The sequence below is a fragment of the Ensifer adhaerens genome (assembly GCF_002007205.1).
GTDB classification, from domain to species: Bacteria; Pseudomonadota; Alphaproteobacteria; order Rhizobiales; family Rhizobiaceae; genus Ensifer; species Ensifer adhaerens_D.
In genome coordinates this window covers 146,846-172,508 of the sequence record NZ_LAZS01000006.1, presented here as the reverse complement: position 1 = coordinate 172,508, position 25,663 = coordinate 146,846, and the positions used below count along the sequence as shown (strand labels likewise).

The window sequence follows — 25,663 nt, the reverse complement described above, 5'->3', positions numbered from 1 at the left end:
CATTTTCTTGAGAGTGGACAACCTTGGCCGTTTACACCGATATCACGGAAGACGATCTCGCCCGTTTTCTCGCCGCCTATGACGTCGGCCAGCTGACCTCCTACAAGGGGATTGCCGAGGGGGTCGAGAATTCCAATTTCCTGCTGCACACGACCAAGGGTTCCTACATCCTCACGCTCTACGAAAAGCGCGTGAATGCCGATGACCTGCCGTTCTTCCTGGGGCTGATGCATCACCTGGCCGAGGGCGGACTGTCCTGCCCGCTGCCCTTGCCGCGCGCCGATGGCGAACTGCTTGGCGAGCTCTCCGGCCGCCCTGCCGCCGTCATCTCTTTCCTCGAGGGTATGTGGCTCCGGAAGCCCGAAGCCAGGCATTGCCATGAAGTCGGCAAGGCGCTCGCCGCCATGCATCTCGCCGGCGAGGGCTTCGCGCTGAAGCGCGCCAATGCGCTGTCCGTCGGCGGCTGGCGGCCGCTCTGGGTCAATTCCGAGGCGCGCGCCGACGAGGTGCAGGCAGGTCTCAAGGACGAGATATCGGCGGAGCTTGAGCACCTGGAGCGCCACTGGCCGAAATCGCTTCCGGACGGCGTCATCCACGCCGATCTCTTCCCGGACAACGTCTTCTTCCTCGGCGACCAGCTTTCCGGCCTGATCGACTTCTATTTCGCCTGCAACGACTACCTCGCCTATGACGTTGCCGTCTGCCTCAATTCCTGGTGCTTCGAGAAGAACGGCTCCTACAACATCACCAAGGGCATGGCGATGCTTTCGGGCTACGAGAGCGTGCGCAAGCTGACGCCGGCCGAGGTCGACGCCCTGCCGCTGCTTTGCCGCGGCTCGGCGCTGCGTTTCTTCCTGACGCGCCTCTACGACTGGCTTACGACACCTGCCGGGGCGCTCGTGGTCAAGAAGGATCCGCTCGAATATCTGACGAAGATCCGCTTCCACCGGGCAATCGCTTCCAGCGCCGAATATGGCCTGCGCCGCGACGGGGGGCAGGCATGAAACATGTCGATATCTTCACCGACGGTGCCTGCTCGGGCAATCCGGGTCCGGGCGGCTGGGGCGCGGTGCTGCGCTATGGCGAGGTGGAAAAGGACCTCTCCGGTGGCGAGGCCGAGACCACCAACAACCGCATGGAGCTGCTGGCGGCGATCTCGGCGCTCGACGCGCTGAAGAGCGCCTGCGAGGTCGATCTCTACACCGACAGCAAATATGTGATGGACGGCATCTCCAAGTGGATCCACGGCTGGAAGAAGAACGGCTGGAAGACCGCGGACAAGAAGCCGGTGAAGAACGGCGAACTCTGGCAGCGCTTGGACGAAGCCAACCGGCGGCACAAGGTGACCTGGCACTGGGTCAAGGGCCATGCCGGCCATCCCGAAAACGAGCGCGCCGACGAACTCGCCCGCAAGGGCATGGAGCCCTACAAGAAGGGCCGCCGGTCCGATTCTCTTCTCGTGAAATGAAAAACGGGCCGCTGAGGCCCGTTTCCATTTGCATTTACTTCTGCGCTCAGAGCTGTTCGAGCATCGCAGCGGCGCCCGAAACGGTCGCCTGGCCGGGGCTTTCTTCGAGGTTGAGCGTCTTTACCACGCCGTCCTCGACCAGCATCGAATAGCGCTTCGAACGCACGCCGAGCGTGCCGGCCGACAGATCGATGTCCATGCCGAGCGCTTTGGTGAAAGCTGCGTTCCAGTCCGAGAGGAAGTGGATCTTACCCATGCCGCCCGAGGTGGTCGCCCAGGCGCCCATGACATGCAGGTCGTTGACGGAGACGACGGCGATGTCATCGATGCCGCGGGAAAGGATCGCGTCGCGGTTTTCGAGGTAACCGGGCAGATGGTTGAGCGAGCAGGTGGGTGTGAACGCGCCGGGAACGGCGAAGAGGACGACACGCTTGCCGGCAAAGAGCTGGTCGGTGGTGACCTCGACCGGACCGTCGGCGGTCTTTTCCTTGAAGGTTGCGGCTGGCAGCTTGTCTCCGACGGCAATGGTCACGGCACTCTCCTTGCGTTGCTTGCGTCTCGTTTCTCCGCGCATGTCGGAGAACTCGGCGGACTATAGATGCGCGCTAATCAAAGGCAAGCGTCGTCTCCATGCTGCGGCCTTGGGCGCGCACAGTCAAAACGATCGGCTTGCCTTTCAGTTCCCTGTCCTTGCCCGTGAGCTTGATCGGCACGGCTGCGTTTACCTCTCTGTCCCTGGCGGGCTGGACCTCAGGTCTGCCGAACGAAAACCCGGGAGGCCCGGCGAGAAAGAGTTCCGGATCGTGGCCGTCGGCGGGCAGGCGCACGGACAGATGCAGCGTGGCCTTGTCCGCGTCGTATCGGCTCGACGTCACGGAAAAATCAGCCGACGGCGCTTCCGGCAGCGCGGCCACGGCATCTTCGATGCGCGCGCCGTCGAGCGGATTGTCGAAGCCATCCTGCTTCAAGGCCAGCGTCAGCTCCCCTTGAACCGGGATGCAGATGTCCTCGCAGATTCCGAGAAACACGGAAGCGCGAATGGTGACGTCGCCCTTGCCGCTGACCCGTTTCAGCGTCAGGGGAAAGGCGACCGACTTGTCGTAGCCGACATAGCGCACGACGCCGTCATCGAATGTTTTCGGCACCGGGAAGCCGATCTTCTCGAGCACGACGCCGCCTGCGGGATCGAGCGTCACCTGCGGGGGAATGCCGCTTGCGCCGGGCTCCCGCCAATAGGTCTTCCAGCCGGGGTTGAGCTTGATCTCAAGCGTCGCCGGTATGGTGCCATTCGCCTTTGGTGGCGCTGCCACCAGCCGGATCATGCCGCCTGGCGAGGCGACCCACTCGCTGGTGGCCGCCTTGGTCGGTATCGGCAGAAAAAATGCAGCCATGAGACTTGCCGCGCCGATGAGCTGGGCCATGTTGTGGTGTGTGGAGCGCTGAAACATGCCGGAAGCAATATCGCTTTTGCCGAAAGCGCTCCAGACGCTCCAGGGCAAGCAATGATCATAATTGCTTGATCGCACACGCAGAGGTGAACGCCGTGCGTGCAATATTTGAAGGCCGCGACGCTGAGGCGCTTTTCATTTCGCGGCGAATTGGTAGGCTGTTCGTATGATGGCAACTCCGATGGCGCAAAAAAGACGCGAGCGAGGCTTTCTTGACGGTCAGTTTCTGATCGCCATGCCCGGAATGTTTGACGCCAATTTCGCCCGCACCGTCATCTTCATTTGCGCCCATTCGGACGATGGCGCCATGGGCTTCGTGCTCAACCGGCCGCAGCAGCTGACCTTCCCCGACGTGCTGCTTCATCTCGATCTGCTCGACGAGGATGAGGCTATCCGGCTTCCGCAGATCACGCGGGATTTCCAGATTCAGGCGGGCGGCCCGGTCGAGACCGGGCGCGGTTTCGTGCTTCATTCCGACGATTACCTGAGTGACTCAAGCATTCCCGTCAGCGACGATATCTGCCTGACGGCAACGCTCGACATCGTCCGCGCCATTTCGCGCGGGGAAGGCCCTGTCCGGGCGACGATGATGCTTGGTTATGCCGGGTGGGGACCGGGCCAGCTCGAATCGGAAATTACCCAGAATGGCTGGCTCACATGCCCGGCACGCGATGAGCTGATCTTCGACAAGGCGCTCGACGACAAATACGACCGGGCACTGGCGCTGATGGGCGTCTCGGCGGCGATGCTCTCCATGGATGCCGGCCACGCCTGACTGGCGGTTAGCCGACCTTTTCCAGATCCTTGATGCAGAAATGAAAAGCCCGTCGGGCTGTGACCGACGGGCTTGGAGAAGATGGCCTGCGCGCTGAGCGGCGCCGCCTCGGCGAACTCACGCCCGCTTCATCAGCGGAAAGCGTTCTTTCAGCAGCCGCTGGATCGATTCCGAACCGATCGGCGGACCGAAGAGGAAGCTCTGTCCATAATCGCAGCCCATCTGCGACAGCTGGATCGCATCGTCCTCGGATTCGATACCCTCGGCCACCACCTGCATGTCGAGCTCGCGCGCCATGGTGATCACCGAGCGCAACAGAATGCCGCGCTTGTCGCTCGGGTCACGCACCAGCGCCTTGTCGATCTTGATCGTGTCGAAGGGGAAGCGGGTGAGGTAGGAGAGAGACGAATGGCCCGTACCGAAGTCGTCGAGCGCCAGCTTGAGGCCGGCTTCCTTCAGCTTTTCGAGTACGAGGCGGGCCTGCTCGGGATTTTCCATCACGAGCGATTCCGTCAGCTCCATCTTCACCTTGCCCGGGTCACAACGGTTCTTGGTGAGGATGGCGCGAACGTCGTCATAGAGCTCGTTGTTGAGCAGCTGCGCGCTCGAAAGATTGATCGAGACGAAGATCGGCAGGTCGCCGGTTTGCAACTGCCATTCCGTCAGGTCGCTCGTCGCCCGGTCGAAGGCGAACATGCCGAGTTGGTTGATGAGGTCGGAGTTCTCGGCGATCGGGATGAACTCTGTCGGCGAGATATTGCCGCGCTTGGGGTGGTCCCAGCGCATCAAGGCCTCAAAGCCGGCAATCTCGGCGTCGTTCAGCCGCACGATCGGCTGGTAAACGAGCGAAAGCTCCTTGCGCTCGATCGCCTTCTTGAGATCGGCTTCGAGCTGCATCCGGTCCGACCCTGAGGTGCGGAAGGCCGGGCGGAACGGCTCGACGCGGTTGCCGCCTTCCTTCTTGGCGCGGAACATGGCGAGTTCGGCATCGTCGAGCAGGCCGGCTGCACTCTGCTCCTGATCGAGCCAGGAAACGAGACCGATCGATGCCGTCAGGTTGATTTCGCGGTTGCCGTAGTTGAGCGGCACCATGATCGCCTTGCTGACCGCATCGGCGAAATCGGCGACCTTGGCGGGATCGCGCTCGGACATAAGGATCAGGCCGAACTGGTCGCCGCCGAGACGCGCCAGAGTATCCTGCGGCCGCAGCAGCCGGCGCAGGCGCCGCGTCAGCGCGATCAGGATGTTGTCGCCGGCGGCAATGCCGAGCAGATCGTTGACCTGCTTGTAGCGATCGATGTCGATGGCGAGAACCGTCGGGCGCACGGAATTGCTGCCGTCGGCCATCAAAAGCATCGCCTGCAGCCGGTCGAGGAACACCTGGCGGTTCGGAAGGCCGGTGAGATTGTCGAGAAGCGCATTGTGCAGCAGCCGCTCGACCGAATTGCGCTGTTCGGTGATGTCGATGATCGTGCCGACGCAGCGGATGATTTCGCCGTTGGCGCCAAGCACCGGCCGGGCACGGATCGAGAGCCAGTGATAGTGGCCGTCCTCGGCGCGCACGCGGAATTCGTGGTTGAGCTTGCCGCGGCGGCGCTCGAGAAGCACGTCGAGCGTGGCGCGGAAGCGGTCGCGATCATCAGGGTGGAGCCGCGGCAACCAGTTGCGCAAGGGGCCGTGCATGCTGCCGAGCGAGAGCCCGAGCTGGGTGGAGATATCGGGCATGGTCACCACCCGGTCGCGTGCGACGTCCCAGTCCCAGACGGTATCGCCGGAGCCGGTGAGCGCCAGAGACTGGCGCTCGAGATCGGAGAACAGGCCCTGCTGGTAGCCGCTGCCGGCGACCGCATGCTGCATGACGGTGAAGCCGATCAGCAGCACGATGAGCACCAGGCCGCCGCCGAGCGCGGGCTGCACTATGTCGTTGGCGAGCTGGCCGGTGACCGTCAGCCAGGCGCCGAACAGCCAGACGAGAATGAGCAGCCAGGCGGGAACGAGAAGGATCGCGCGGTCGTAGCGGTTGAAACCGAGATAGGCGATCAGCACGATGCCGACCGTGCCGGTCAGCGCGAAGGAAAGACGGGCGATGCCGGCGGCGATCGCCGGGTCGTAGACGGCGACGCCGAACAGCAGGCCGAGGCCGAGGATCCATGCAAGCGTTGCGTAGCCCAGATGCTGGTGCCAGCGGTTGAGGTTGAGATAGGTGAACAGGAAGATGACGAGGCCGGCCGCGAGGAATACCTCGGTGCCCGCTCGCCATATTCGCTCGTCCCCCGCCGTTACGCTGATCAGCTTCGACAAGAAGCCGAAGTCGACGCAGATATAGGCGAGAACGGCCCAGGCAAGCGCTGCCGTTGCCGGCAGCATCGAGGTTCCCTTGACGACGAAAAGGATGGTCAAGAACACCGCAAGCAGGCCGGCAATGCCGAGCACGATGCCGCGATAGAGCGTGAAGGCGTTGACCGTATCCTTGTAGGAGTCCGGCTCCCAGAGGTAGATCTGCGGCAGCTCCGGCGTCGCGAGTTCGGCGACGAAAGTGATGATGACGCCCGGCGCCAGCGTGATGCGGAAGACGTCCGCCTCGTCGCTCGGTTCGCGGCTGAGCGCGGAGCCTTCGCTGGGCGTGATCGAAAGAATGCGCTTGGAGCCGAGGTCCGGCCAGAAGAGCTTGGAATTCACCAGTCGGAAATGCGGCGCGACGATCACGCGGTCGAGCGGTTCGGCCGAAACGTTGGCGAGCGCGAACACGGCCCAGTCGCCTTGATGGTCCGGGCTGTTCGAACGCACTTCGATGCGGCGCACGATGCCGTCGGTTCCAGGTGCTGTCGAAACCTGGAAAGCTTCGTTGCGGCCGCTGTAGATTTCGGTGGTCGCCGTCAGATCGAGTGCCGTGTCCTCGCGGGAGATCTTGACCGGCTCAAGGGCCTGGGCCGCGCCGCCGAGCGCACAGAAAATCGTCGTGAGCGTTATCAGAAACGCTGCCAGCTTTAAGGCTGACCAGGCGAAGGGCGAGCGGGCTAGAGGCATCAAAGGGGCATATTCCTGTTCGGTAGGGCATCGTCGGACAGGAGAGAAAAGAGCACGTGGTCCCGCCACTGGCCGTTGATTCTCAAGTACTGTCTTAAGTAGCCTTCACGCTCAAAACCGGCCTTTTCAAGGAGCCGGATGCTTCTTGAGTTGTCCGGAATACAGGCTGCTTCAATACGGTGCAACTCAAGGGTCGAAAAGATGTAGGGGATCGCGAGCTTGAGGGCCGCAAACATGTGGCCGTTGCCGGCGTGGCGCGCGCCCATCCAGTAGCCGATCATGCAGTTTTGCCCGGCGCCACGGCGGATATGGCCGATCGTCAGTCCGCCGAGCAGCACCTCGCCTGGCTTGTGGAAAAGGAAGAGCGGCACCGCCTGGCCGGAGGCATATTCCTGCTCGTTGCGGATGACCCTTCCGCGAAAAGCGCTCTCGGTCATTTCGTCGGTGCGCCAGGTCGGCTCCCACGGTTCCAGGAAGGCGCGACTGTCGCTCCGGAGCTGATACCACTGGCGATAGTCGGAGTAGCGGGGGAGGCGCAGAAGGTAGTTCTGGTCGGCAATTTCGATCGTCTCCGGCTGCCGCGACAGGAACCGAAAAACCGATCGTGTCATAGCTGCCTCCAAGGCCGTCCAGTTTACGCGCGGGAACCTTTTATCATCCGCCCGGCAGCGCGTGCTTGCGCTGTCACAAAGCGAAACGTTGCACAACTTTGCGCGCAAATCGAATCCGATTTTGCGAAAAGGTGCAAAGACTTCACTATTCGGACACGCTGTCGTCATCCGCGGTGGGTCGGTCGGCCGAGAGCAATCTCCGGGCGGCGCGTGAAAGGGCCTCCGGTCCGAAATTGCTCGATGTTCGGGAGGCCGGGATCACGTCACCGTTTTGATGAAACGACGCCCGACCCTTAAGAACCGGCCTAGCTTGCGACGGCGTGCGGGACGGTGGCCTTGCCGGTCAGGGACGACAGGATGTCGTTCATCGGGGCAAGCTGTTCCAACGGACCGATCGCCGAAAGCGTCGGCGTTGTATCGAAGAACAGCCGGCCGGCAAGGTCGGTCAGGCGTTCGATGGTGATGCCGGAAAGGCGCTCCATCAGTTCTTCGTTCGGGATCGGACGGCCGTAGAGCATCATCTGGCGGGCGATCTGGCCGGCGCGCGCGGCCGGGCTTTCCTGGCCCATCAGGAGCTGTGCGCGGATCTGGGCGCGGGCGCGCTCGATTTCCTGTTGCTCGATGTTCATCGAGGATTTCCTGAGCTCGTCGACGATGACGGGCATGAGTTCCGGCAGGTTTTCGCCGCCGGTCGCCGCGTGCACGCCGAAAATGCCCGTGTCGGAGAAGCCCCAGTGGAAGGCATAGACGGAGTAACAGAGGCCGCGATGCTCGCGCACTTCCTGGAAGAGGCGCGAGGACATGCCGCCGCCGAGGATGTTGGCGAGGATCTGCGAGCAGTAAAAGTCGCGGGCGTGATAGGCCTTGCCTTCGAAGCCGAGCAGCACCTGCGCGTCCATTAGGTCGCGGGTTTCGCGGCTCTCGCCGCCGGTGTAGAGGGCAGTTTCGAGCACGGGCGTTGCGATCGGTGTGCGCGGCAATGACGAGAAGCGTTCTTCGACCTGGCGAACAAAGGATTCGTGTTCGACGGCGCCGGCGGCGACCACGAACATGCGGTCGGTCGTGTAGTTGCGGCCGAGATAGTGCCGGATCTGGTCGGCGGAGAACGACATGACCGTGTCCGGCGTGCCGAGGATCGGCCGGCCGACGGTCTGATTGCGATAGGCGGTCTCGGCGAAGCGGTCGAAGACGACATCGTCGGGCGTGTCGTCGGCAGCGCCGATCTCCTGCAGGATCACGTGCTTCTCGCGGCGCAGTTCCTCGTCGTCGAACGTCGATTCCGTCAGAATGTCGGCGAGGATGTCGACCGCGAGCGGGACGTGATCCTTGAGAACCCGGGCATAATAGGAGGTCGTTTCGGTCGAGGTCGCAGCATTGACCTCGCCACCGACGTTTTCGATCTCTTCGGCAATCTGGCGGGCAGTGCGCCGCGCGGTGCCCTTGAAAGCCATGTGCTCCAGCAGGTGGGCAATGCCATGTTCGCCGAGGGTTTCATTGCGCGAACCGGACTTGATCCACACGCCGAGCGCCACACTTTCGAGATGCGGCATCTGCTCGGTTACCACCGTCAACCCGGAAGGGAGCCGGGTGCACTCAACTTTCATCATACGTTTCTTCTCGTTCTTACCCCCGGAGGCGGGTACGCTCGCCGATAAAGTTCTCGACGGTTTTCAGGTCCGGATCCAGGATATCGAAACGCTCCTCCCTGTTCATCAGGTCAGCAAGCCACGTCGGAAGCGCCGGGTCAATACCACTTGCCGATTTTACCGCGTCCGGGAATTTCGCCGGATGGGCGGTGGCAAGCGTCACCATAGGAGCGGACGCCTTCTCGTGTTTGGCGGCGACGAAGACGCCGACGGCGCTGTGCGGATCGAGCAGATAGCCGGTGTCTGCAAGCGTCTTTGCGATGGTCTTGGCAACTTCCTTTTCCGAGGCGCGCCCGGCGCGGAACTCCTTGCGGATCGCCTTCAGCGCCTTTTCGCGAATGGTGAAGGAGCCGGACTGTTTCAGCCCGTCCATCGCCGAGCGGATTTCGCCGGGGTCGCGATCGTTCGCCTCGAACAGGAGCCGTTCGAAGTTCGACGAAATCTGAATGTCCATCGACGGTGCGGTGGTCGCCTTGACGTCGCGCATCTCGTAGCGGCCGGTCTTCAGCGTGCGGGCGAGGATGTCGTTCTCGTTGGTGGCGATCACCAGCTTGTCGATCGGCAGGCCCATGCGCTTGGCGACGTAACCGGCGAAGATGTCGCCGAAATTGCCGGTCGGGACCGTGAAGGAGATCTTGCGGTCCGGCCCGCCGAGGGCGACCGCGGTCGTGAAGTAATAGACGATCTGGGCCATGATGCGTGCCCAGTTAATCGAATTCACGCCCGAAAGCTTGACGCGATCGCGGAAGGCAGCGTCGTTGAACATCGATTTGACGAGGTTCTGGCAATCGTCGAAGTTGCCTTTGACGGCGATGGCATGGACGTTCGGTGCCTTCGAGGTGGTCATCTGCCGCTGCTGCACCGGCGACACCTTGCCGTGCGGAAAGAGGATGAAGATATCGGTGCTCTCGCGCCCGGCAAAGGCGTCGATCGCTGCACCGCCCGTGTCGCCCGAGGTTGCGCCGACGATCGTGGCGCGCTCGCCGCGCTCCGTCAGCACATAGTCCATCAGCCGGGCGAGCAGTTGCATCGCCACGTCCTTGAAGGCGAGCGTCGAGCCGTGGAAAAGCTCCATGACGAAGGCGTTCGGCCCCGTCTGGACGAGCGGCGCCACCGCCGGGTGGCGGAAGGTGGCGTAGGCCTCGTCGATCATTTCGCGAAACTTCGCCGCCGGGATCTCGCCGTTGGTGAAGGGTTCGAGCACGGCAAAGGCGATCTCCTGATAGGACTTGCCGCGCAAGCCTCGGATGTCCTTCTTGGAAAACTTCGGCCATTCCTTGGGGAGATAGAGACCGCCATCGCGCGCGAGACCGGCAAGCAGCGCGTCGCAGAAGCCGAGAGGAGCGGCTTCGCCGCGCGTCGATATATACTTCACCATGATTGTCCTTCGTCCCACCTCAAGGATTGCGGCGACCCTGGGAAACGTCGTCGCGACATGCTCGTCTTATTGCGTCAGTCCTTGACAAAGTCTGCATCTATTCTTGTCACCGACCCAATTTCCGGTCGCAAATCTAGCTTCGGAAAAATCAGGAGGGACGGACTGACCCAATCGATTTTTCAGATTGTCGCTGCTATAGACGATGCCCGAAGGCCATGAAAGGTCTTCCGGCCGAGATTTCGGTCAAGGAGTTTCAACCGGTCCAGCAGAGGTTGTTCAACGTGTTTGGCAAAGTATCCCGGCCTGTTCTCGCAATATCTTTTCTCGCGGTCCTCGCCGGCTGCAACAAGACGCAATCCGGCGGTGCGATCGATGCAGGCGGCAGTGCCGCCGCTCCGACGCCCGCCGTCATCCAGGCCGCGTGCCCGCAGGTCGTCCTGCGCGACGGCACTTCGGTGTTCACCAGCTACGCCAAGGGCGCCAAGAACGACCCGACCAAGGTCGTCTACCAGGCCTCTCTCGCCGATACCACGCGCCAATGCGTGCAGAGTGAAGGCGCATTGACGATGACCGTCGTGGTCCAGGGACGGGTGGTCAGCGGACCGGCGGGCGGTCCCGGCAAGGTCACGATGCCGATCCGCGTTGCGGCGACGGACGAAGACAAGACGCTCTATTCCGAGCTGACGCAACATTCCGCGGAAATCCCCTCGACCGGATCCGGGCAGTTCGTCTTCACCAAGGCGAACGTGACGCTGCCGGCCGGCGCCGGCTCCAACGTCACCGTCTATGTCGGCTTCGACGAAGGCCCGCCAGCCAAGGGCAAGAAGAAGTAAGCTGCGGCCTGTGCCGCACAAGAAAACGCCGGGGCTAGCCCCGGCGTTTTCATTTCCGTCACGTTCGGCTTACTCGGCCGGAACGCTCTTGCCGCCTTCCCACTTGTAGAGCGAGAAAGCCTGAGAGGTGAGGTCGCCGGCTTCGCTGTAGGTCAGCTTGCCGAGAACCGTGTCGATCCCTTCGCCCGACTTGATCGCGGTTGCAACCGCGGTCGCGTCTTCGGCCGAGCCGGCCTTTTCGATGCCGGCCTTCAGCACCTGAACGGCAGCATAGGCGTTGAGCGTGAAGGCTTCGGCGGGGATGTTCTTCGCCTTCAGCGCTTCGACGGCAGGCGCCGACGCCGGGTTGCTCGTCGCGTCGCTGGCGTTGGTGTAGACCGTGCCGGTCGCAGCTTCGCCGCCGATTGCCCAGAACTCGGTGTTCGACAGGCCGTCGCCGCCGAAGATCTGTGCCTTCACGCCCTGGTCGTGCATCTGGCGTGCGAGCAGGCCGCCCTCCGGATGGTAGCCACCGAAGTAGACGACTTCGACGTTTTCGGACTTCAAACGGGTAACGATGGCGCTGAAGTCCTTGTCGCCCGGGTTCAGGCCTTCATAGACGACTTCGGTGATGCCGCCGGCGTTGATCGACTTCTTGAAGCCGTCAGCGAGGCCCTTGCCGTAGGGCGCCTTGTCGTGCAGTACGGCGACCTTCTTGTCCTTGAGGTTCTTGACCACATAGGCAGCGGCGACTTCGGCCTGCTGGTCGTCGCGGCCGCAGGTGCGCAGAACGTTCCAGAGACCGCGGGTGGTGAGGTCGGGCGTGGTTGCGGTCGGCGTCACCATCAGGATGCCGTTCTCGGCAAGAACGTCGGAAGCCGCCATCGACGTGCCCGACAGAACCGGACCGACGACGAAGCGAATGCCTTCACCGGCTGCCTGGTTGGCAACCGAAACGGCCTGCTTCGGGTCACCGGCGTCGTCGAGCAGCTTCAGCACGATCTTCTCGCCGTTGATGCCGCCAGCCTTGTTGATCTCGTCTGCGGCCGTTTCCGCGCCGTTCTTCACCTGCTCGCCATAGGCCGCGACCGGGCCGGTGAGCGGCGTGATCACGCCAATGGTGATATCGGCGAAGGCACGCGGGCCGAAGGCGACGCTGGCCGCCAGGGTCAGCCCGGTCAACATTGAAAGACGCATTGTGTTTCCTCCTAAAAATACCCCGATGGGGCTTGCTTGGTATGGCCCTCGTGCGCGGCTTCTCGAAAACCGGGAAGATTTTCCAGGGGACGTGACGCCACTGCAATGTGTCATCATGTCCCGCGGCGTCTAATTGGACGTCTGCCCTGCTGGCCGAAGGCTTCTTTCCCGCTCCGGCCGAGAAAGCCGGGGCGAAAGGGGTGGGGCGGTTCTCGGCCGCCTGCGGCCACTCAGGCCGTCAACGACTCCGACCATTCGGAAAGTGCTGCGATCACGCCCGGCAGCGCCGTCATGCGCGAAATCACCGTTTCCGCACCGGCTTCGGTCAGCTGGTCGGCATGCGAGGGATGGGTGTGCGAACCGCCGGTGAAGCCGATGACGCGCATGCCGGCTGCGCGTGCGCCGTGGATGCCGTGCACCGAATCCTCGATCACCAGCACGCGCGACGGGGCTACGCCCATCTGCTTGGCGCCATGCAGGAAGATGTCCGGCTTCGGCTTGACGCGATCGGGACCGAGGTCGCGTGCAGAATAGATGTGGCGGCCGAAATGGTCCTTGATGCCGACCTTGCCGAGCATCATGGCAAGCCGCGCCGAGGTCGAGTTGGAGCAGATGCAGTGCGGCAGCGTCAGTTGCGCCAGCATCGGCTTGACGCCCTCGATGATCTGGACGTCGCGGGAAAGGCGCTCGTCGAGGATGACGTCGACCTTGCTGATGAGCTGGGCCGAAAGCGGGATGCTCGCTTCCTTCTCGATTTGTAGCAGCGTGTTGTGCCAGGTCATGCCGGCAAAACGCTCCGCCATTTCCTCGACGCTGATCGGGTAACCCGCTTCTGTCAGCAGTGCTGCTTCGACTTCCGATGCGATGATTTCGGAATCGACGAGAACGCCGTCGCAATCAAAAATGATGAGATCGATACCGGTCATATGGAACAGTTCCCTGGGAGGAGAGGCGCCGCAGGCGGGGGGAGGAATGTTCGCGCGGCGCGGGGCTTTCGTACGGCAGAGCTTTTATACGATGGCACGCCAAAGCTCAACCATTGGAAATTATCGAAACCGCCCGTGCGCTTGCTCGACAGCATTGTTTCGCGGCTCTATCAGTAGGCGATGGAAAAGCAGCAGGACGATACGCTCGCAAGTCGCATCAGCAAGGCCCTGGCCGAGCGGATCATCTCCGGTTTGCTGATGCCCGGGGAGCGCTTGCGGCAGGATCATATCGCCGAGGAATTCGGTGCGAGCCACGTTCCCGTTCGCGAAGCCTTTCGACGGCTGGAGGCCCAGGGCCTTGCCGTCAGCGAACCGCGCCGCGGCGTTCGCGTCGCCTCCTTCGACTTGAAGGAGGTGAGGGAGGTCGCCGAAATGCGCGCCGTGCTGGAGGTTCTGGCGCTTCGCCATGCCATCCCGCATCTGACAGCGGCGATCCTCGACCGGGCCGAAGCGGCGACGGCCGCCGCCGACACCTCGCGCGACGTGCGCTCCTGGGAGGCGGCGAACCGCGCGTTCCACAGGCTGATCCTCGAGCCTTGCGGCATGCCGCGGCTGCTGGCGGCGATCGACGACCTGCATGCGGCAAGCGCACGCTTCCTGTTTTCGGCCTGGCGCACCAGCTGGGAGGCGCGCACGGACCACGACCACCGCGCCATCCTCGCCGCGTTGCGGGAGGGCCGAGGAGACGAGGCCGCCAAGATCCTCGAACGCCATGTCGGCTGGATCGGCAAGACGCCGGTGAGAACCGCCGCCGGCGAAACCCGCGAAGCCTTCTCGATCGTCGGATAAGGTCCGCCTCGCGCGGACGACCGCCTATTGCGGAAACAGCTCGGAGAAAGCCTTCTCGCCGTTTGCGGTAAAGCGGATGGCGCGGCTGTTGGCCTCTCGCTTCGCCCAGCCCTTGTCGATGAACAGCGTCAGCAACGCTTCCCCGAGCGAGCCGGCCAGATGCGAGCGGCGCTCGCTCCAGTCGAGACAGGTGCGGCAGATCGGGCGTCGGGACTTCGTTAAGGCTGAATAGTCGATGCCGAGCGCCTCGATCCGGCTCTGGCCGGCCGGCGTCAGCGCCAGGTCGTCGCCGTTGATCTCGATCTGCTTTTCGGCAATCAGGCTGTCATACATGCGCACGCCATAGTCGCCGGCGAGATGATTGTAGCAGACGCGCGCCTTGCGGAGCGCCGGATCCTTCGGCCCCGGCCGGTGCCGGTTCATGCCGCGGCTTGCGGCAAAGCCCATCAGGTTCTCGAGCATCAGGCCGACTTCGTCTTCGGCGAGCTGGTAGTAGCGGTGCCGGCCCTGCTTGCGCTGGCTGAGCAAGCCCCCGGCTTCGAGCTTGGAGAGGTGGGAGCTGGCAGTCTGCAGCGTGATGCCGGCATGGGTCGCAAGCTCGGTTGCGGTCAGGGCGCGGCCGCCCATCAGCGCGGTCAGCATGTTGGCGCGGGCGGGATCGCCGATCAGCGAACCGATGAGAGCGATGTCAGGACCTTCTTTCATACTTCGATGGTAATCGAAGCATCCCCGACAGACAAGCGGGCATAGTCACTCCATCGAAGACCGGGCGAAAGGCCCTAAAAGACCTGGAGACGACGATGATCACCTGCTTCATCCGCTACAAAATCGACCCCTTCAAGAAAGACGAGTTCGCCACCTATTCGCGCAACTGGGGCGAGGTCATCCCGCGCTGCGGCGCCGATCTTATCGGCTATTTCGGTCCGCATGAGGGTTCGGCGACGACGGCCTACGGTGTCTACAACATCGAGAACCTTGCGGCCTACGAGGCCTATCGCGCAAGGCTTTCCGCCGATCCGCTCGGTCGGGAGAATTATGCCTTTTCCCGCCGCGAACGGTTTATCCTGAAGGAGGACCGGATCTTCCTGAAGAACGTCTCGTCGCCTCACGGAGGAAAGTGAACCATGATTGCCGTCATTTTCGAAGTCCTGCCGGCTGAGGGCCGACGGGACGCCTATCTCGGCATCGCCGCCGACCTGCGCCCGCTGCTTGACGACATCGATGGTTTCATCTCGATCGAGCGGTTCCAGAGTCTGACCAATCCCGACAAGGTGCTGTCCCTGTCCTTCTGGCGCGACGAGGAGGCGGTGAGGGCCTGGCGCAACGGCGCCGAACATCGTGCCGCCCAGGATGCCGGGCGCCACGGCGTCTTTGCGGACTATCGCCTGCGTATCGCTTCGGTCGTCCGCGATTACGGGATGAACGAGCGCCAGGAAGCGCCGGCCGACAGCCGCGCCGTTCACGACGCTGCGTGAAATTCGATGTCCGCAAGACGGAGCGCGAAACGGTCGCGACGCCGCGTGCCGTTTTCCCGTCCATTCCAGAAGACCTCTCTAACATAGCGTGACTACGCACTTTTTCGGAACGGCCTTCAGGCTTTGGTAACCATCTTCGGTAACCATAAGCTCCATAGTCCGTTCCGAGTAAGCGTATTTGCGAGTTGTCCATGTCTTCAGTTGTTTCGCTTGCCGAAGTCTCCCGTTCCACCCGTCCGCTGGGCTGGCTCGACAGCATCATCAAGGGTGACTGTGTTGCGGCGCTCAATGCGCTTCCCGACAATTCGGTCGACGTCGTTTTCGCCGACCCGCCCTACAACCTCCAGCTCGGCGGCATGCTGACCCGTCCCGACCAGTCGGTCGTCGATGCCGTCGACGACGAATGGGACCAGTTTGCCTCGTTCGAAGCCTATGACGCCTTCACCCGCGCCTGGCTGCTCGCCTGCCGCCGCGTCCTGAAGCCGACTGGCACCCTCTGGGTCATCGGCTCCTACCACAACATCTTCCGCGTCGGCGCCATCCTGCAGGACCTGCACTTCTGGATCCTCAACGACATCATCTGGCGCAAGACCAACCCGATGCCGAACTTCAAGGGCCGCCGCTTCCAGAACGCCCATGAAACTCTGATCTGGGCGACGCCGAACGCCAATGCCAAGGGCTACACCTTCAACTACGATGCGATGAAGGCGGCCAATGACGACGTGCAGATGCGCTCCGATTGGCTGTTCCCGATCTGCTCCGGTCACGAGCGCCTGAAAGGCGACGACGGCAAGAAGGTGCATCCGACCCAGAAGCCGGAGGCGCTGCTTGCCCGCATCATGATGGCCTCGACCAAGCCGGGCGACGTCATTCTCGATCCCTTCTTCGGCTCCGGCACGACCGGCGCCGTCGCCAAGCGCCTCGGCCGCCACTTCGTCGGCATCGAGCGCGAACAGGATTACATCGACGCGGCATCGGCACGCATTGACGCGGTCGAACCGCTCGGCAAGGCGATGCTCTCGGTCATGACCGGCAAGAAGGCCGAGCCGCGCGTCGCCTTCAACACGTTGATCGAAAGCGGCCTGATCAAGCCCGGCACGGTTCTGACGGACGCCAAGCGCCGCTACAGCGCCATCGTTCGGGCCGACGGCACGGTCGCTTCCGGCGGCGAGGCCGGTTCAATTCATCGCCTGGGCGCCAAGGTCCAGGGACTTGATGCATGCAACGGATGGACATTCTGGCACTTCGAAGAGGGGAACACCCTGAAGCCCATCGACGAACTCAGAACCGTCATTCGAAATGATCTGGCAAAACTGAACTGATCAACCAGTTCCGCCTGATCCTTCGAAAAGCGCTCCGACCGGTTTTTGTACCTTCAGTCCCGGAAGGAGAGCTTTAAACGCCCGGAATCCTAAAAAAGGGGATTCCGGGCGTTTGTATTTCGCCTCAGTTGCTGCCTGATGCCTCGTTTCCTGACCGCAACTGGAAGAGCGTGCGCGGGCCTTTGTCTTCAAAGCCGCAGCTGGCGAGTACAGGCTCGAGATGCTTTCTTTCGTCTTCCTGCAACTCGACTGTGGCGATACCAATCTCGGGATGAGCGCTAGGAAAGCGCTGAAGCAGGGCGGCAACCAGGGCAACCAGCCCGGAAGCGGGGGCCTGGTGCTCGGTGATGTTGATCATCATCTCGTCGCTCCAGACGAAGGCATAGGCCTCGGCGACGACGAGGTGCCGATGTTCCAGCACCTGCATGAGCAGCCCGCCCTCATCCCAGTCAGCGAAGCGTTGGGCGACGGCGTCCGCGTCCCAGGCCGTGGTGCAGGTCTCTCCACTGCAGTTCGATATCCCCGCACGGGTGAGGAAGTCCAAGAACTTTGCGAGGAGATCTTCTGGAAGGGGCGTATGGACCGCGTGAACGACGGCACCATCCGTTGGTTTTGCGATTGCGGCCGGCCAGCGCTCGCGCGGCGCCTGCCAGGTCCTGAACAGGTCCCGAAGCGCGACCGCGCCGGTCATCTCGACGACCTGCTGGTTGAAGGCGGTTGTTCGGGAGTGCCAGATAATGCCCTCTGGACCGACCTCCGTGGCTGCAAGCCGAAGGAGCTGCGCCAGAACTTCGGCGTCGTGCAGGTCGTGCGGCGGCATGGCCAGCCAACCTGGATCGGCTGCTCTCTTGTCGCCGCCTTCAGTCGGTGGCCGAAGGCTGAGCCAGCCCGCCAGTTTGGCATCGCGTCTGGCGACGACGAAACGGGTATCTGAAAACTGTTCTCCAAACTCTTCCGGGGAGGTCACGTCGCGAAAGCTGGCCTCGGTCGTCGCGTAGAGTTCGTCGATGAGTGCATCCTTGGCGGTGCCATCACGAACTACGGAAAATTCTAAACTATTCATATATTACTCCTGCGATTAAGCAATCACAGGTAGTGACGATGATTCGTGGCGGAATCGGGCCGTCACGAACAGCAACCATCGTGCGTCAGCAATTCCGGCTACGGATGGATGCCGTAGGCTGCCAGGTCGACCTTCAGCTTCTCCGGATCGACGAAGTGGATCGCATGCCAGCCGGCAAGCCGGGCGGCTTCAACGTTGGCAACGCTGTCGTCGATGAAGAGGGTCGCCGACGGGTCGAGGTCGAATGTCCGCGTGTGCGTCTCATAGATCGCGATATCGGGCTTGATCAGCTTGACGTCGCCCGAAACGGTGACGCCGCGCGGCAATGTCAGGAAGGGATAAAGGACCTGGGCCTCGCGGAACGTATCGGAGGCGAAGTTGGTCAGCATCGTCACGTCACGCCCTTCGGCGATCAGTCGCTCCAGCAGCGAGACAGTCTCGACATAGGCGTGCGGCACCATCTCCTGCCAATATTTGCGGAAGGCTCGGATCTGTTCTTCGCGCTCGGGGAAGTCCTTGATCAGCAGCGCTTCGGCTTCTTCCCAGGAACGGCCGCGGTCCTGCTCGATGTTCCAGTCGTGGGTGCAGACATTGGCAAAGAACCACTCGCGCTCGGCCTCGTCCGGTATGATGCGGCTATAGGGCAGGTTGGGATCGTAGTGGATCAGCACCTTGCCGATGTCGAAGACGATGTGACGGATTTCGATGCTGCTCATGAACGAATTCCCTGCTTGAATTTTCGGAGTGGGCGGGACGGGTGGGCCCGTACCGCGCTAGCGTTCCGCCTTGAAGGCATGCGGGATCGCCTGGGCGATCGCCTTCTTCATCACCGTCGGCAGCGCCTGGGCCTTCAGCGAGTGAACCGGCTCCCACCAGCCGTTGGCCTGCGTTCCGGCGCGCGCGACATTGGCGCGATAGACGGAGAGACGCAACTCGAAATGCGTGAAGACGTGGGTGATGGTCCCGCAGTCTTCCCAGGCTGCCGCAAAGGGCTGCGAGGCAAGCGAGGTGTCGCCATCCTGCCGCGACGTCCAGTCGGTGCCGGGCACTTCGGTCATGCCGCCAAGCAGGCCCGTCTCGGCCCGCTTGCGCAGATAGACGGCATTGTCGGCGTCGATCGCGACAAAGGCCGCGCCGCGCCGAAGCGGCTTGCCCTTCTTCTGTGCCTTGCGCGGAAAGGTTTCCGGATCGGCGACGACAAGCGCGCGACAGTGGGCGCGAAAGGGACAGAGCGAGCAGGCGGGCCGTTTCGGCGTGCAGATCGTCGCGCCGAGATCCATCATCGCTTGGGCGAAGTCGCCCGGCCGGTCGCCGGGGGTGAGGGTGGCGACGCGGGCCCGCATCTCGGGCTTTGCCGCCGGCAGCGGCGTTTCGATCGCATAGAGACGCGAGATCACCCGCTCGACATTGCCGTCGAGCACGGCGCTCCTGCGGTTGAAGGCGATCGCCGCGATCGCGGCAGCGGTATAGTCGCCAATGCCGGGAAGGGACTTCAGGCCGTCCTCCGTGTCCGGGAAGCGGCCGCCATGATCCTTCGCGACGGCCTCGGCGCATTTCTTCAGGTTGCGGGCGCGGGCATAGTAGCCGAGCCCCGCCCAGGCCTTCATTACGTCTTCGTTGTCGGCGCGTGCAAGGTCCTCGACGGTCGGCCACAGCGACAGGAATTTTTCGAAATAGGCCTTTACCGCCTGCACCGTCGTCTGCTGCAGCATCACTTCGGAAAGCCAGACATGGTAGGGATCGGCGACGATGCCTCGGCGCGCCATGGGCGGCGAAACTCGCCAGGGCAGGTCGCGATGGTGCCTGTCGTACCATTCCAAAAGCAGGGGCGCGGCGTCCGCCGCCGGTATCGTATCGTGCATGATTTGCCGGGAGTTCCGTTTCCGGCCTATACTTGGCGGAGCGGAGCCGCGGCATCAAGGCTCAATCGACATTGCCTACAGAAAGTCCATACGTGAGCGAGCAGAAGACCCGGAAGGGCGTCGTCCAGATCAGCGAAGTCGCGAACGGCCTGATCGATCCGGTGCTCGCCAAGCGGGCGGGCATCAACACCATGCTGCTCGGCTCCTGGGACGAAATCGCCGGCGAGGACTTTGCCGATTGCACGCGGCCCGAAAAGATCGCCTGGCCGCGCCGGGCCTCCGAGATCATGGGCGAGGGTGGGCACCAGCCGGGCGTCCTGACTGTCGCCTGCGAGGGCGCGCGCGCTCTGTTTTTGACCCATGCCCAGGGCGAATTGATCCAGCGCATCAACGGCTTCTTCGGCTTCTATGCGATCGGACAGCTGCGCATCGTTCAAAAGCCCGTCTCGCAGCAGCCGAAACACCGGGGCAAGCCGAAGCCGCTTTCGGGCGAGCCCGCGCGGCGGCTGGAGACGATGGTCGAAGGCATCGAAAGCGAGGAGCTGAAGGCGGCCCTGCGTCGGCTGGGCACGGCTGTCCTCAATCCACGCCGCCGCTAAAGCATGTCGCGCAAAAGTGTGCGGTGGCTTTGAGACATCATACGCGAAAACCAGAGGCCTAAAGCGCAAGCAGCGAATCGGAAAGGTCGCGACGCACTTCAGCGCAGCCATCGGTCGGTCACAATTCTTTGAATTCTGTTGACGCCGCGCCACTTGCCGCCCTGCGCGCGGCAAGATATCGAATCCGCACTGCAATTCCCTCCGAACACGGGTCAAATCATGTCCGCTTCCGCAATGAACCTTACCAAACGCCTGCTCAGCGGTGCCGCCATCGCAACCGTCGCCCTGGTGCTCGCTGCCTGCAGCGACGAAAAGAAGGAAACGGCATCGACCGCCCCGGCCGCGACGACCGAAGCCACCAAGGCTGAAACCAAGCCGGCAACGGACGCGACCACCACCGCATCGACGACCGCGACGCCGGCAACCACCGAGGCCAAGCCGGCCGCCGGCACCGAAGTCGCTCAGACGACGGCCGCCCCCGTCAAGGTCGAGCTTCCCTCATCGGAAGGCTCCGTCGACGTCGCCAAGCTGATGGAGCCGGGCGCGCTGCCGGAGATGGCGATCGGCGACGCCAACGCGCCGGTGACGATCGTCGAATACATGTCGATGACCTGCCCGCATTGCGCGGCCTTCCACAACAACACCTTCGAAGCGATCAAGACGAAGTATGTCGATAGCGGCAAGGTTCGCTTCGTGCTGCGCGAATTCCCGTTCGATCCGCGTGCGGCGGCTGCCTTCATGCTGGCGCGCTGCGCTCCGGAAGGCCAGTATTTCCCGATGATCTCGATGTTGTTCAAGCAGCAGCAGCAGTGGGCTGCCGCCCAGAATGGCCGCGATGCTCTGCTGCAAATGTCCAAACTCGCCGGTTTTACACAGGAGAGCTTCGAGGCCTGCTTGACGAACCAAAAACTTCTGGATGATGTGAACTCTGTTATGCAACGGGGCGCCAAGGAATTCGGTGTGCAGTCGACGCCGACCTTCTTTGTCAATGGCGAGCACTATTCGGGGGACATGTCGGTTGACGTTATGTCGGCCCTCATCGACAGCAAGCTCTGATCCTTCGCTTTTCCTGAAAACGGGCGACGGCAGCAGCCGTGCGCCCGTTTTTTCGTCTTTGAGGCTGCAAGTGAGGTTACGAAATGCCTCACGCTGACATATCCAAGCAAGCCCGTTCAAATGCGCGCCGCATGCGGAGTGCGATGACGGACGCAGAACTCAAGCTCTGGAATGAATTGCGGGCGCATCGTCTGATGGGGCTCGGCTTCCGGCGCCAGGTTCCGATTGCTGGCTACATCGTAGATTTCGCGTGCTCGACGCATCGTTTGATCGTCGAGGTCGACGGTTCGCAGCATGCGAGGGCGGGCGATGCCGGCTACGACCTGCAACGTACCCAACGGCTGCAAGCTGGCGGCTGGACCGTTTTGCGATTCTGGAATGACGATGTGCTGCGGGACATCGACAATGTCTGCGAACATATCGTGCGTGTGATCGGGAAGGGGGCGTTTGAATGAAGCGCTCGTCGGTTACGTGGCTTACCCCCCTCTGCCCTGCCGGGCATCTCCCCCACAAGGGGGGAGATCGGTTGGGGCCGCCGCTCGTTTCCTTAGTAGCCGTATCAAGACCGATGTCGATCACGCTTTTGCCGCCGCTCGATGCTCGCGGGCTGAATGAGACATGGCCACTTGCTAATCTCCCCCCTTGTGGGGGAGATGCCCGGCAGGGCAGAGGGGGGTATGACACCCCATGAAGTTCAACAAGCTTCGCCTGCTTGGCTTCAAATCCTTCGTTGAACCGACCGAGTTCATCATCGAGCGCGGACTGACCGGCGTCGTCGGGCCGAACGGCTGCGGTAAGTCGAACCTTGTCGAAGCGTTGCGCTGGGTGATGGGGGAGAACTCCTACAAGAACATGCGCGCCTCCGGCATGGACGACGTGATCTTCTCCGGATCCGGCAACCGACCGGCACGCAATACGGCCGAGGTCGGTCTCTATCTCGACAACAGCGACCGCACGGCACCTGCCGCCTTCAACGATAGCGACGAGATCCAGGTCAGCCGCCGCATCGAGCGCGAGCAGGGTTCGGTCTACCGGATCAACGGCAAGGAAGCGCGCGCCAAGGACGTGCAGCTTCTTTTCGCTGACGCCTCGACTGGCGCGCGCTCGCCGTCGATGGTCGGGCAGGGGCGCATCGGCGAACTGATCGCCGCCAAGCCGCAGGCCCGTCGCCAGCTCCTGGAAGAGGCGGCCGGCATCTCCGGCCTGCACTCTCGCCGCCACGAAGCAGAATTGCGCCTGCGCGCCGCCGAGACCAATCTCGAGCGTCTCGACGACGTCACCTCGCAGCTCGAAAGCCAGATCGAGAGCCTCAAGCGCCAGTCGCGCCAGGCCAACCGCTTCAAGATGCTTTCGGCCGATATCCGCAAGCACGAGGCGATCCTGTTCCATATCCGCTGGGTGCAGGCCAAGGAAGCGGAAGCCGAGGCGACGAGCCAGCTCAATCAGGTGACCGCTCTTGTCGCCGAAAAGGCGCAGCAGCAGATGCAGGCGGCCAAGGACCAGGCGATCGCCAGTCTGAAGCTGCCGGAGCTGCGCGAGAACGAAGCGAAGTTCGCGGCCGCCCTTCAGCGTCTGCAGATCGCCCGCTCGCAGCTCGAAGAGGATGCGGGTCGCATCCTGAGGCGGCGTGACGAATTGCAGCGCCGGCTGGCGCAACTTGCCGAAGACATCGCCCGCGAAGAGAGGCTTGTCGTCGACAATGCCGGCATTCTTGCGCGCCTCGACGAGGAAGAGGCCGAACTGAGCGACATGTTGGCCGAGGCCGACGACCGTGCGATCGAAGCGTGCGAGCGGCTGGAAGAAGCAAATGAAAAGCTTGCCGACAGCGAAGTGGTGCTGGCCCGGCTGACGGCCGAACGCGCCGAGGCACAGGCAGGCCGCAACCAGCTTGAACGCACTCTCCGTGATCTCTCGGAGCGCCAGGCGCGGCTTGCCCGCCAGTTCAGCGACCAGTCGCGCGACCTCGATGAGCTCGACCGCCAGATGGCCGCCCTTCCTGATCCGCACGAAAAGCAGGGCCAGGTCGAGGTCGCCGAAGCCGCGCTGGAAGAAGCCGAGAGCAATGTAATCGCGATCGAAGAATCGCTCGCCGAAGCGCGGCGCATGGAAGCCGAGGCGCGTCAGCCCGTCGATCGCGCGCGCGCCGTGTTGAACGGCATCGAGACCGAGGCACGCACCATCCGGCGCATGCTGGAAGCGGCGTCGGGCGGCGCCTATCCCGCCGTCGTCGAGGAGATGAAGGTCGATCGTGGCTTCGAAACCGCGCTCGGTGCCGCGTTGGGCGACGATCTCGACTCACCGCTCGAAACCGACGCGCCGGCCCATTGGCGCGCGCCGGGGGATCATGTCGGGGACGACGAATTGCCGGAAGGCGTGAGCCCGCTGATTGCCCATGTGAAGGCGCCGGATGCCTTGACCCGCGCGCTGAAGCAGATCGGTATCGTCGCAAGCGAGGCGGATGCGGAGCGGTTACTGCCGCTGCTGAAGCCCGGCCAGAGCCTCGTCACCAAGCAGGGTTCGGTCTGGCGCTGGGATGGCCACGTCACCGGCTCCGAGGCGCCAAGTGCTGCCGCCTTGCGGCTGGCGCAGAAGAACCGGCTGGCCGAGCTCGACGCTGAGGCCGACGGTGCCGCGGAGGCCCTGCGCCGCGCCGAGGCGGAACTTGCCGCTGCAGGAACCCGCATCCGCGCCGAAGACGAGAGGCTGCGGCTCTCTCGCGAGGCGCAACGCATGATCACCCGGCAACTCGCCGAAGCACGCGACGCGCTTGCCGCTGCCGAGCGTGCCTCCGGCGATCTTGCCCGCAGGCGCGCGGTGCTCGCCGAAACGCGCAGCCAGATCGAGGCCCAGGTCGAGGAAGTGGCCGAGCAGATCGAAACGGCCAACGACGCGCTGGCGGATGCGCCGGATCTCTCGGAACTGGAATTGAAGCTGCGCACCCAGACGGCAGATGTGGCTGCGGATCGCGCGTCCGTTGCCGAGTTCCGTGCGGCTCATGATGGCCTCGCGCGCGAGAACGAGGCCCGCCAGCGGCGCATCGCCGCGATTGCCAATGAGCGGCAGACCTGGAAAGCGCGCGCGGTAAGCGCCGAGGAGCATATTGCGACGCTGCGCGACCGCGAGGCGGAAGCCCGCGACGAGGTTGAGGAACTGATCGATGCGCCCGACGAGTTCGAGGACAAGCGCCGGGCGCTGATGAACGAATTGCAGAAGGCGGAGCAGGCTCGTCGCGAGGCGGCCGACCTTCTCGCGGAGGCCGAAAACCGGCAGCGCGATGCAGATCGCCTTGCGGCAACAGCACTTTCCGAGCTGGCGGAATCGCGCGAAAAGCGCGGCCGCGCCGAGGAGCGCCTGGTCTCCGCCCGCGAACGTCGCGTCGAGATCGAGGCACGCATTCAGGAGGCGCTCTCCTGCGCGCCGCATGAGGTCATGCGCCTGACCGGACTTGCCGTCGACGAGGCGCTGCCCGACATGCGCAACATCGAGCGCGAGCTCGAACGGCTGAAGATCGAGCGCGAGCGCCTTGGCGCCGTCAACCTGCGCGCAGAAGAAGAGCAGAAGGAGCTTTCCGAAAAGCTCGCCCTCCTGCTCAGAGAGCGCGACGACGTCATCGAGGCGATCCGCAAGCTCAGAAGCGCCATCCAGAACCTGAACCGCGAGGGCCGCGAACGCCTGATCGCCGCCTTCGATGTGGTCAATGTCCAGTTCCAGCGGCTGTTCACGCATCTTTTCGGCGGCGGCACGGCGGAGCTGCAACTGATCGAGAGCGACGATCCGCTGGAAGCGGGCCTTGAAATCCTTGCCCGCCCGCCGGGCAAGAAGCCGCAGACGATGACGCTGCTTTCAGGGGGCGAGCAGGCACTGACGGCGATGGCGCTCATCTTTGCCGTGTTCCTCACCAATCCGGCGCCGATCTGCGTGCTCGACGAAGTGGACGCGCCGCTCGACGACCACAATGTCGAGCGCTACTGCAACCTGATGGACGAAATGGCGGCTTCGACCGAGACCCGCTTCATCATCATCACCCACAACCCGATCACCATGGCCCGCATGAACCGCCTGTTCGGCGTGACGATGGCGGAGCAGGGCGTCTCCCAGCTCGTCTCCGTCGACCTGCAGACGGCCGAGCGTCTGCGCGAAGTGGTTTAG

24 protein-coding genes are annotated in these 25,663 nt (G+C 63.2%); 12 read left to right on the top strand and 12 right to left on the bottom strand.

The window, feature by feature from the left end; translation table 11 throughout:
* Window positions 1-23 precede the first annotated feature (23 nt).
* Window positions 24-1,004: a homoserine kinase gene (locus XB14_RS13535; protein WP_077962136.1), complete on the top strand. Its 981-nt coding sequence runs from the start codon at window positions 24-26 to the stop codon at window positions 1,002-1,004.
* Window positions 1,001-1,468 (top strand): ribonuclease HI, encoded by a 468-nt coding sequence (rnhA, locus tag XB14_RS13530; RefSeq protein WP_077962135.1) that lies wholly within the window; start codon window positions 1,001-1,003, stop codon window positions 1,466-1,468. The genes XB14_RS13535 and rnhA overlap by 4 nt, the downstream gene beginning before the upstream one ends.
* Window positions 1,469-1,514: 46 nt before the next feature.
* On the opposite strand, the gene XB14_RS13525 is transcribed toward rnhA, so the two are convergent.
* Together XB14_RS13525 and XB14_RS13520 are read right to left on the bottom strand one after the other, a co-directional pair.
* On the bottom strand, window positions 1,515-2,000 hold the full coding sequence (locus XB14_RS13525; protein WP_077962134.1) for a peroxiredoxin: 486 nt from the start codon (window positions 1,998-2,000) through the stop codon (window positions 1,515-1,517).
* Between the two features lie 73 nt (window positions 2,001-2,073).
* Window positions 2,074-2,916, bottom strand: a complete 843-nt coding sequence (locus XB14_RS13520) for a protein-disulfide reductase DsbD domain-containing protein (protein WP_077962133.1) — start codon at window positions 2,914-2,916, stop codon at window positions 2,074-2,076.
* A 169-nt stretch (window positions 2,917-3,085) separates the two neighbouring features.
* Between XB14_RS13520 and XB14_RS13515 the strand changes: the two genes are divergently transcribed.
* Window positions 3,086-3,691, top strand: a complete 606-nt coding sequence (locus XB14_RS13515) for a YqgE/AlgH family protein (protein WP_077962909.1) — start codon at window positions 3,086-3,088, stop codon at window positions 3,689-3,691.
* 117 nt (window positions 3,692-3,808) lie between these two features.
* Here XB14_RS13515 and XB14_RS13510 read toward each other — a convergent pair whose 3' ends face one another.
* From XB14_RS13510 to thrC, 4 genes are all read right to left on the bottom strand, one after another.
* Window positions 3,809-6,718, bottom strand: a complete 2,910-nt coding sequence (locus tag XB14_RS13510) for an EAL domain-containing protein (protein WP_077962132.1) — start codon at window positions 6,716-6,718, stop codon at window positions 3,809-3,811.
* On the bottom strand, window positions 6,718-7,329 hold the full coding sequence (locus tag XB14_RS13505) for a GNAT family N-acetyltransferase (protein WP_077962131.1): 612 nt from the start codon (window positions 7,327-7,329) through the stop codon (window positions 6,718-6,720). The genes XB14_RS13510 and XB14_RS13505 overlap by 1 nt, the downstream gene beginning before the upstream one ends.
* A 305-nt stretch (window positions 7,330-7,634) precedes the next feature.
* On the bottom strand, window positions 7,635-8,936 hold the full coding sequence (locus XB14_RS13500; RefSeq protein WP_077962130.1) for a M16 family metallopeptidase: 1,302 nt from the start codon (window positions 8,934-8,936) through the stop codon (window positions 7,635-7,637).
* A gap of 16 nt (window positions 8,937-8,952) precedes the next feature.
* Window positions 8,953-10,353 (bottom strand): threonine synthase, encoded by a 1,401-nt coding sequence (gene thrC, locus XB14_RS13495; RefSeq protein WP_077962129.1) that lies wholly within the window; start codon window positions 10,351-10,353, stop codon window positions 8,953-8,955.
* Between the two features lie 281 nt (window positions 10,354-10,634).
* On the opposite strand from thrC, the gene XB14_RS13490 reads away from it, so the two are divergent.
* Window positions 10,635-11,186 carry a hypothetical protein gene (locus XB14_RS13490; RefSeq protein ID WP_077962908.1) on the top strand — a complete coding sequence of 184 codons (552 nt, stop codon included), beginning with the start codon at window positions 10,635-10,637 and terminating at the stop codon, window positions 11,184-11,186.
* Window positions 11,187-11,255: 69 nt separating this feature from the next.
* Here the strand turns inward: XB14_RS13490 and XB14_RS13485 are convergent, their stop codons facing one another.
* Both XB14_RS13485 and XB14_RS13480 read right to left on the bottom strand, forming a co-directional pair.
* Complete coding sequence (locus tag XB14_RS13485) at window positions 11,256-12,362, bottom strand: ABC transporter substrate-binding protein (RefSeq protein WP_077962128.1); 1,107 nt, start codon at window positions 12,360-12,362, stop codon at window positions 11,256-11,258.
* A 230-nt stretch (window positions 12,363-12,592) separates the two neighbouring features.
* A complete protein-coding gene (locus tag XB14_RS13480; RefSeq protein ID WP_077962127.1) occupies window positions 12,593-13,288 on the bottom strand; it encodes an HAD family hydrolase in 696 nt (231 codons plus the stop codon).
* Window positions 13,289-13,468: 180 nt separating this feature from the next.
* On the opposite strand from XB14_RS13480, the gene XB14_RS13475 reads away from it, so the two are divergent.
* Window positions 13,469-14,137, top strand: coding sequence for a GntR family transcriptional regulator (locus XB14_RS13475; RefSeq protein WP_077962126.1), 669 nt, complete (start codon window positions 13,469-13,471; stop codon window positions 14,135-14,137).
* A 24-nt stretch (window positions 14,138-14,161) separates the two neighbouring features.
* Here the strand turns inward: XB14_RS13475 and XB14_RS13470 are convergent, their stop codons facing one another.
* A complete protein-coding gene (locus XB14_RS13470; protein WP_077962125.1) occupies window positions 14,162-14,842 on the bottom strand; it encodes an ArsR/SmtB family transcription factor in 681 nt (226 codons plus the stop codon).
* Between the two features lie 95 nt (window positions 14,843-14,937).
* Here XB14_RS13470 and XB14_RS13465 point away from each other — a divergent pair, with 95 nt between their 5' ends.
* From XB14_RS13465 to XB14_RS13455, 3 genes are all read left to right on the top strand, one after another.
* On the top strand, window positions 14,938-15,258 hold the full coding sequence (locus XB14_RS13465; RefSeq protein ID WP_077962124.1) for an NIPSNAP family protein: 321 nt from the start codon (window positions 14,938-14,940) through the stop codon (window positions 15,256-15,258).
* A 3-nt stretch (window positions 15,259-15,261) separates the two neighbouring features.
* Window positions 15,262-15,612 (top strand): antibiotic biosynthesis monooxygenase family protein, encoded by a 351-nt coding sequence (locus XB14_RS13460; protein ID WP_077962123.1) that lies wholly within the window; start codon window positions 15,262-15,264, stop codon window positions 15,610-15,612.
* Between the two features lie 191 nt (window positions 15,613-15,803).
* The gene (locus XB14_RS13455; RefSeq protein WP_077962122.1) at window positions 15,804-16,934 is read left to right on the top strand and encodes a site-specific DNA-methyltransferase; all 1,131 of its coding nucleotides are present in this window, start codon (window positions 15,804-15,806) and stop codon (window positions 16,932-16,934) included.
* 124 nt (window positions 16,935-17,058) lie between these two features.
* Here the strand turns inward: XB14_RS13455 and XB14_RS13450 are convergent, their stop codons facing one another.
* The 3 genes from XB14_RS13450 to mutY all read right to left on the bottom strand — a co-directional run bounded on the left by XB14_RS13450 (window position 17,059) and on the right by mutY (window position 19,859).
* Entirely contained in the window at window positions 17,059-17,997 is a 939-nt protein-coding gene (locus tag XB14_RS13450) for a hypothetical protein (protein WP_077962121.1), read from the bottom strand.
* 98 nt (window positions 17,998-18,095) lie between these two features.
* Window positions 18,096-18,713: an HAD family hydrolase gene (locus tag XB14_RS13445; RefSeq protein ID WP_077962120.1), complete on the bottom strand. Its 618-nt coding sequence runs from the start codon at window positions 18,711-18,713 to the stop codon at window positions 18,096-18,098.
* Between the two features lie 57 nt (window positions 18,714-18,770).
* The gene (mutY, locus tag XB14_RS13440; RefSeq protein WP_077962119.1) at window positions 18,771-19,859 is read right to left on the bottom strand and encodes an A/G-specific adenine glycosylase; all 1,089 of its coding nucleotides are present in this window, start codon (window positions 19,857-19,859) and stop codon (window positions 18,771-18,773) included.
* Between the two features lie 92 nt (window positions 19,860-19,951).
* On the opposite strand from mutY, the gene XB14_RS13435 reads away from it, so the two are divergent.
* The 4 genes from XB14_RS13435 (at window position 19,952) to XB14_RS13415 (ending at window position 25,663) form a co-directional block, all read left to right on the top strand.
* On the top strand, window positions 19,952-20,458 hold the full coding sequence (locus XB14_RS13435; RefSeq protein WP_077962118.1) for a DUF721 domain-containing protein: 507 nt from the start codon (window positions 19,952-19,954) through the stop codon (window positions 20,456-20,458).
* 219 nt (window positions 20,459-20,677) lie between these two features.
* Complete coding sequence (locus XB14_RS13430; RefSeq protein ID WP_077962117.1) at window positions 20,678-21,514, top strand: DsbA family protein; 837 nt, start codon at window positions 20,678-20,680, stop codon at window positions 21,512-21,514.
* A gap of 83 nt (window positions 21,515-21,597) precedes the next feature.
* A complete protein-coding gene (locus XB14_RS13425) occupies window positions 21,598-21,969 on the top strand; it encodes an endonuclease domain-containing protein (protein ID WP_077962116.1) in 372 nt (123 codons plus the stop codon).
* A gap of 232 nt (window positions 21,970-22,201) precedes the next feature.
* Entirely contained in the window at window positions 22,202-25,663 is a 3,462-nt protein-coding gene (locus tag XB14_RS13415; RefSeq protein WP_077962115.1) for a chromosome segregation SMC family protein, read from the top strand.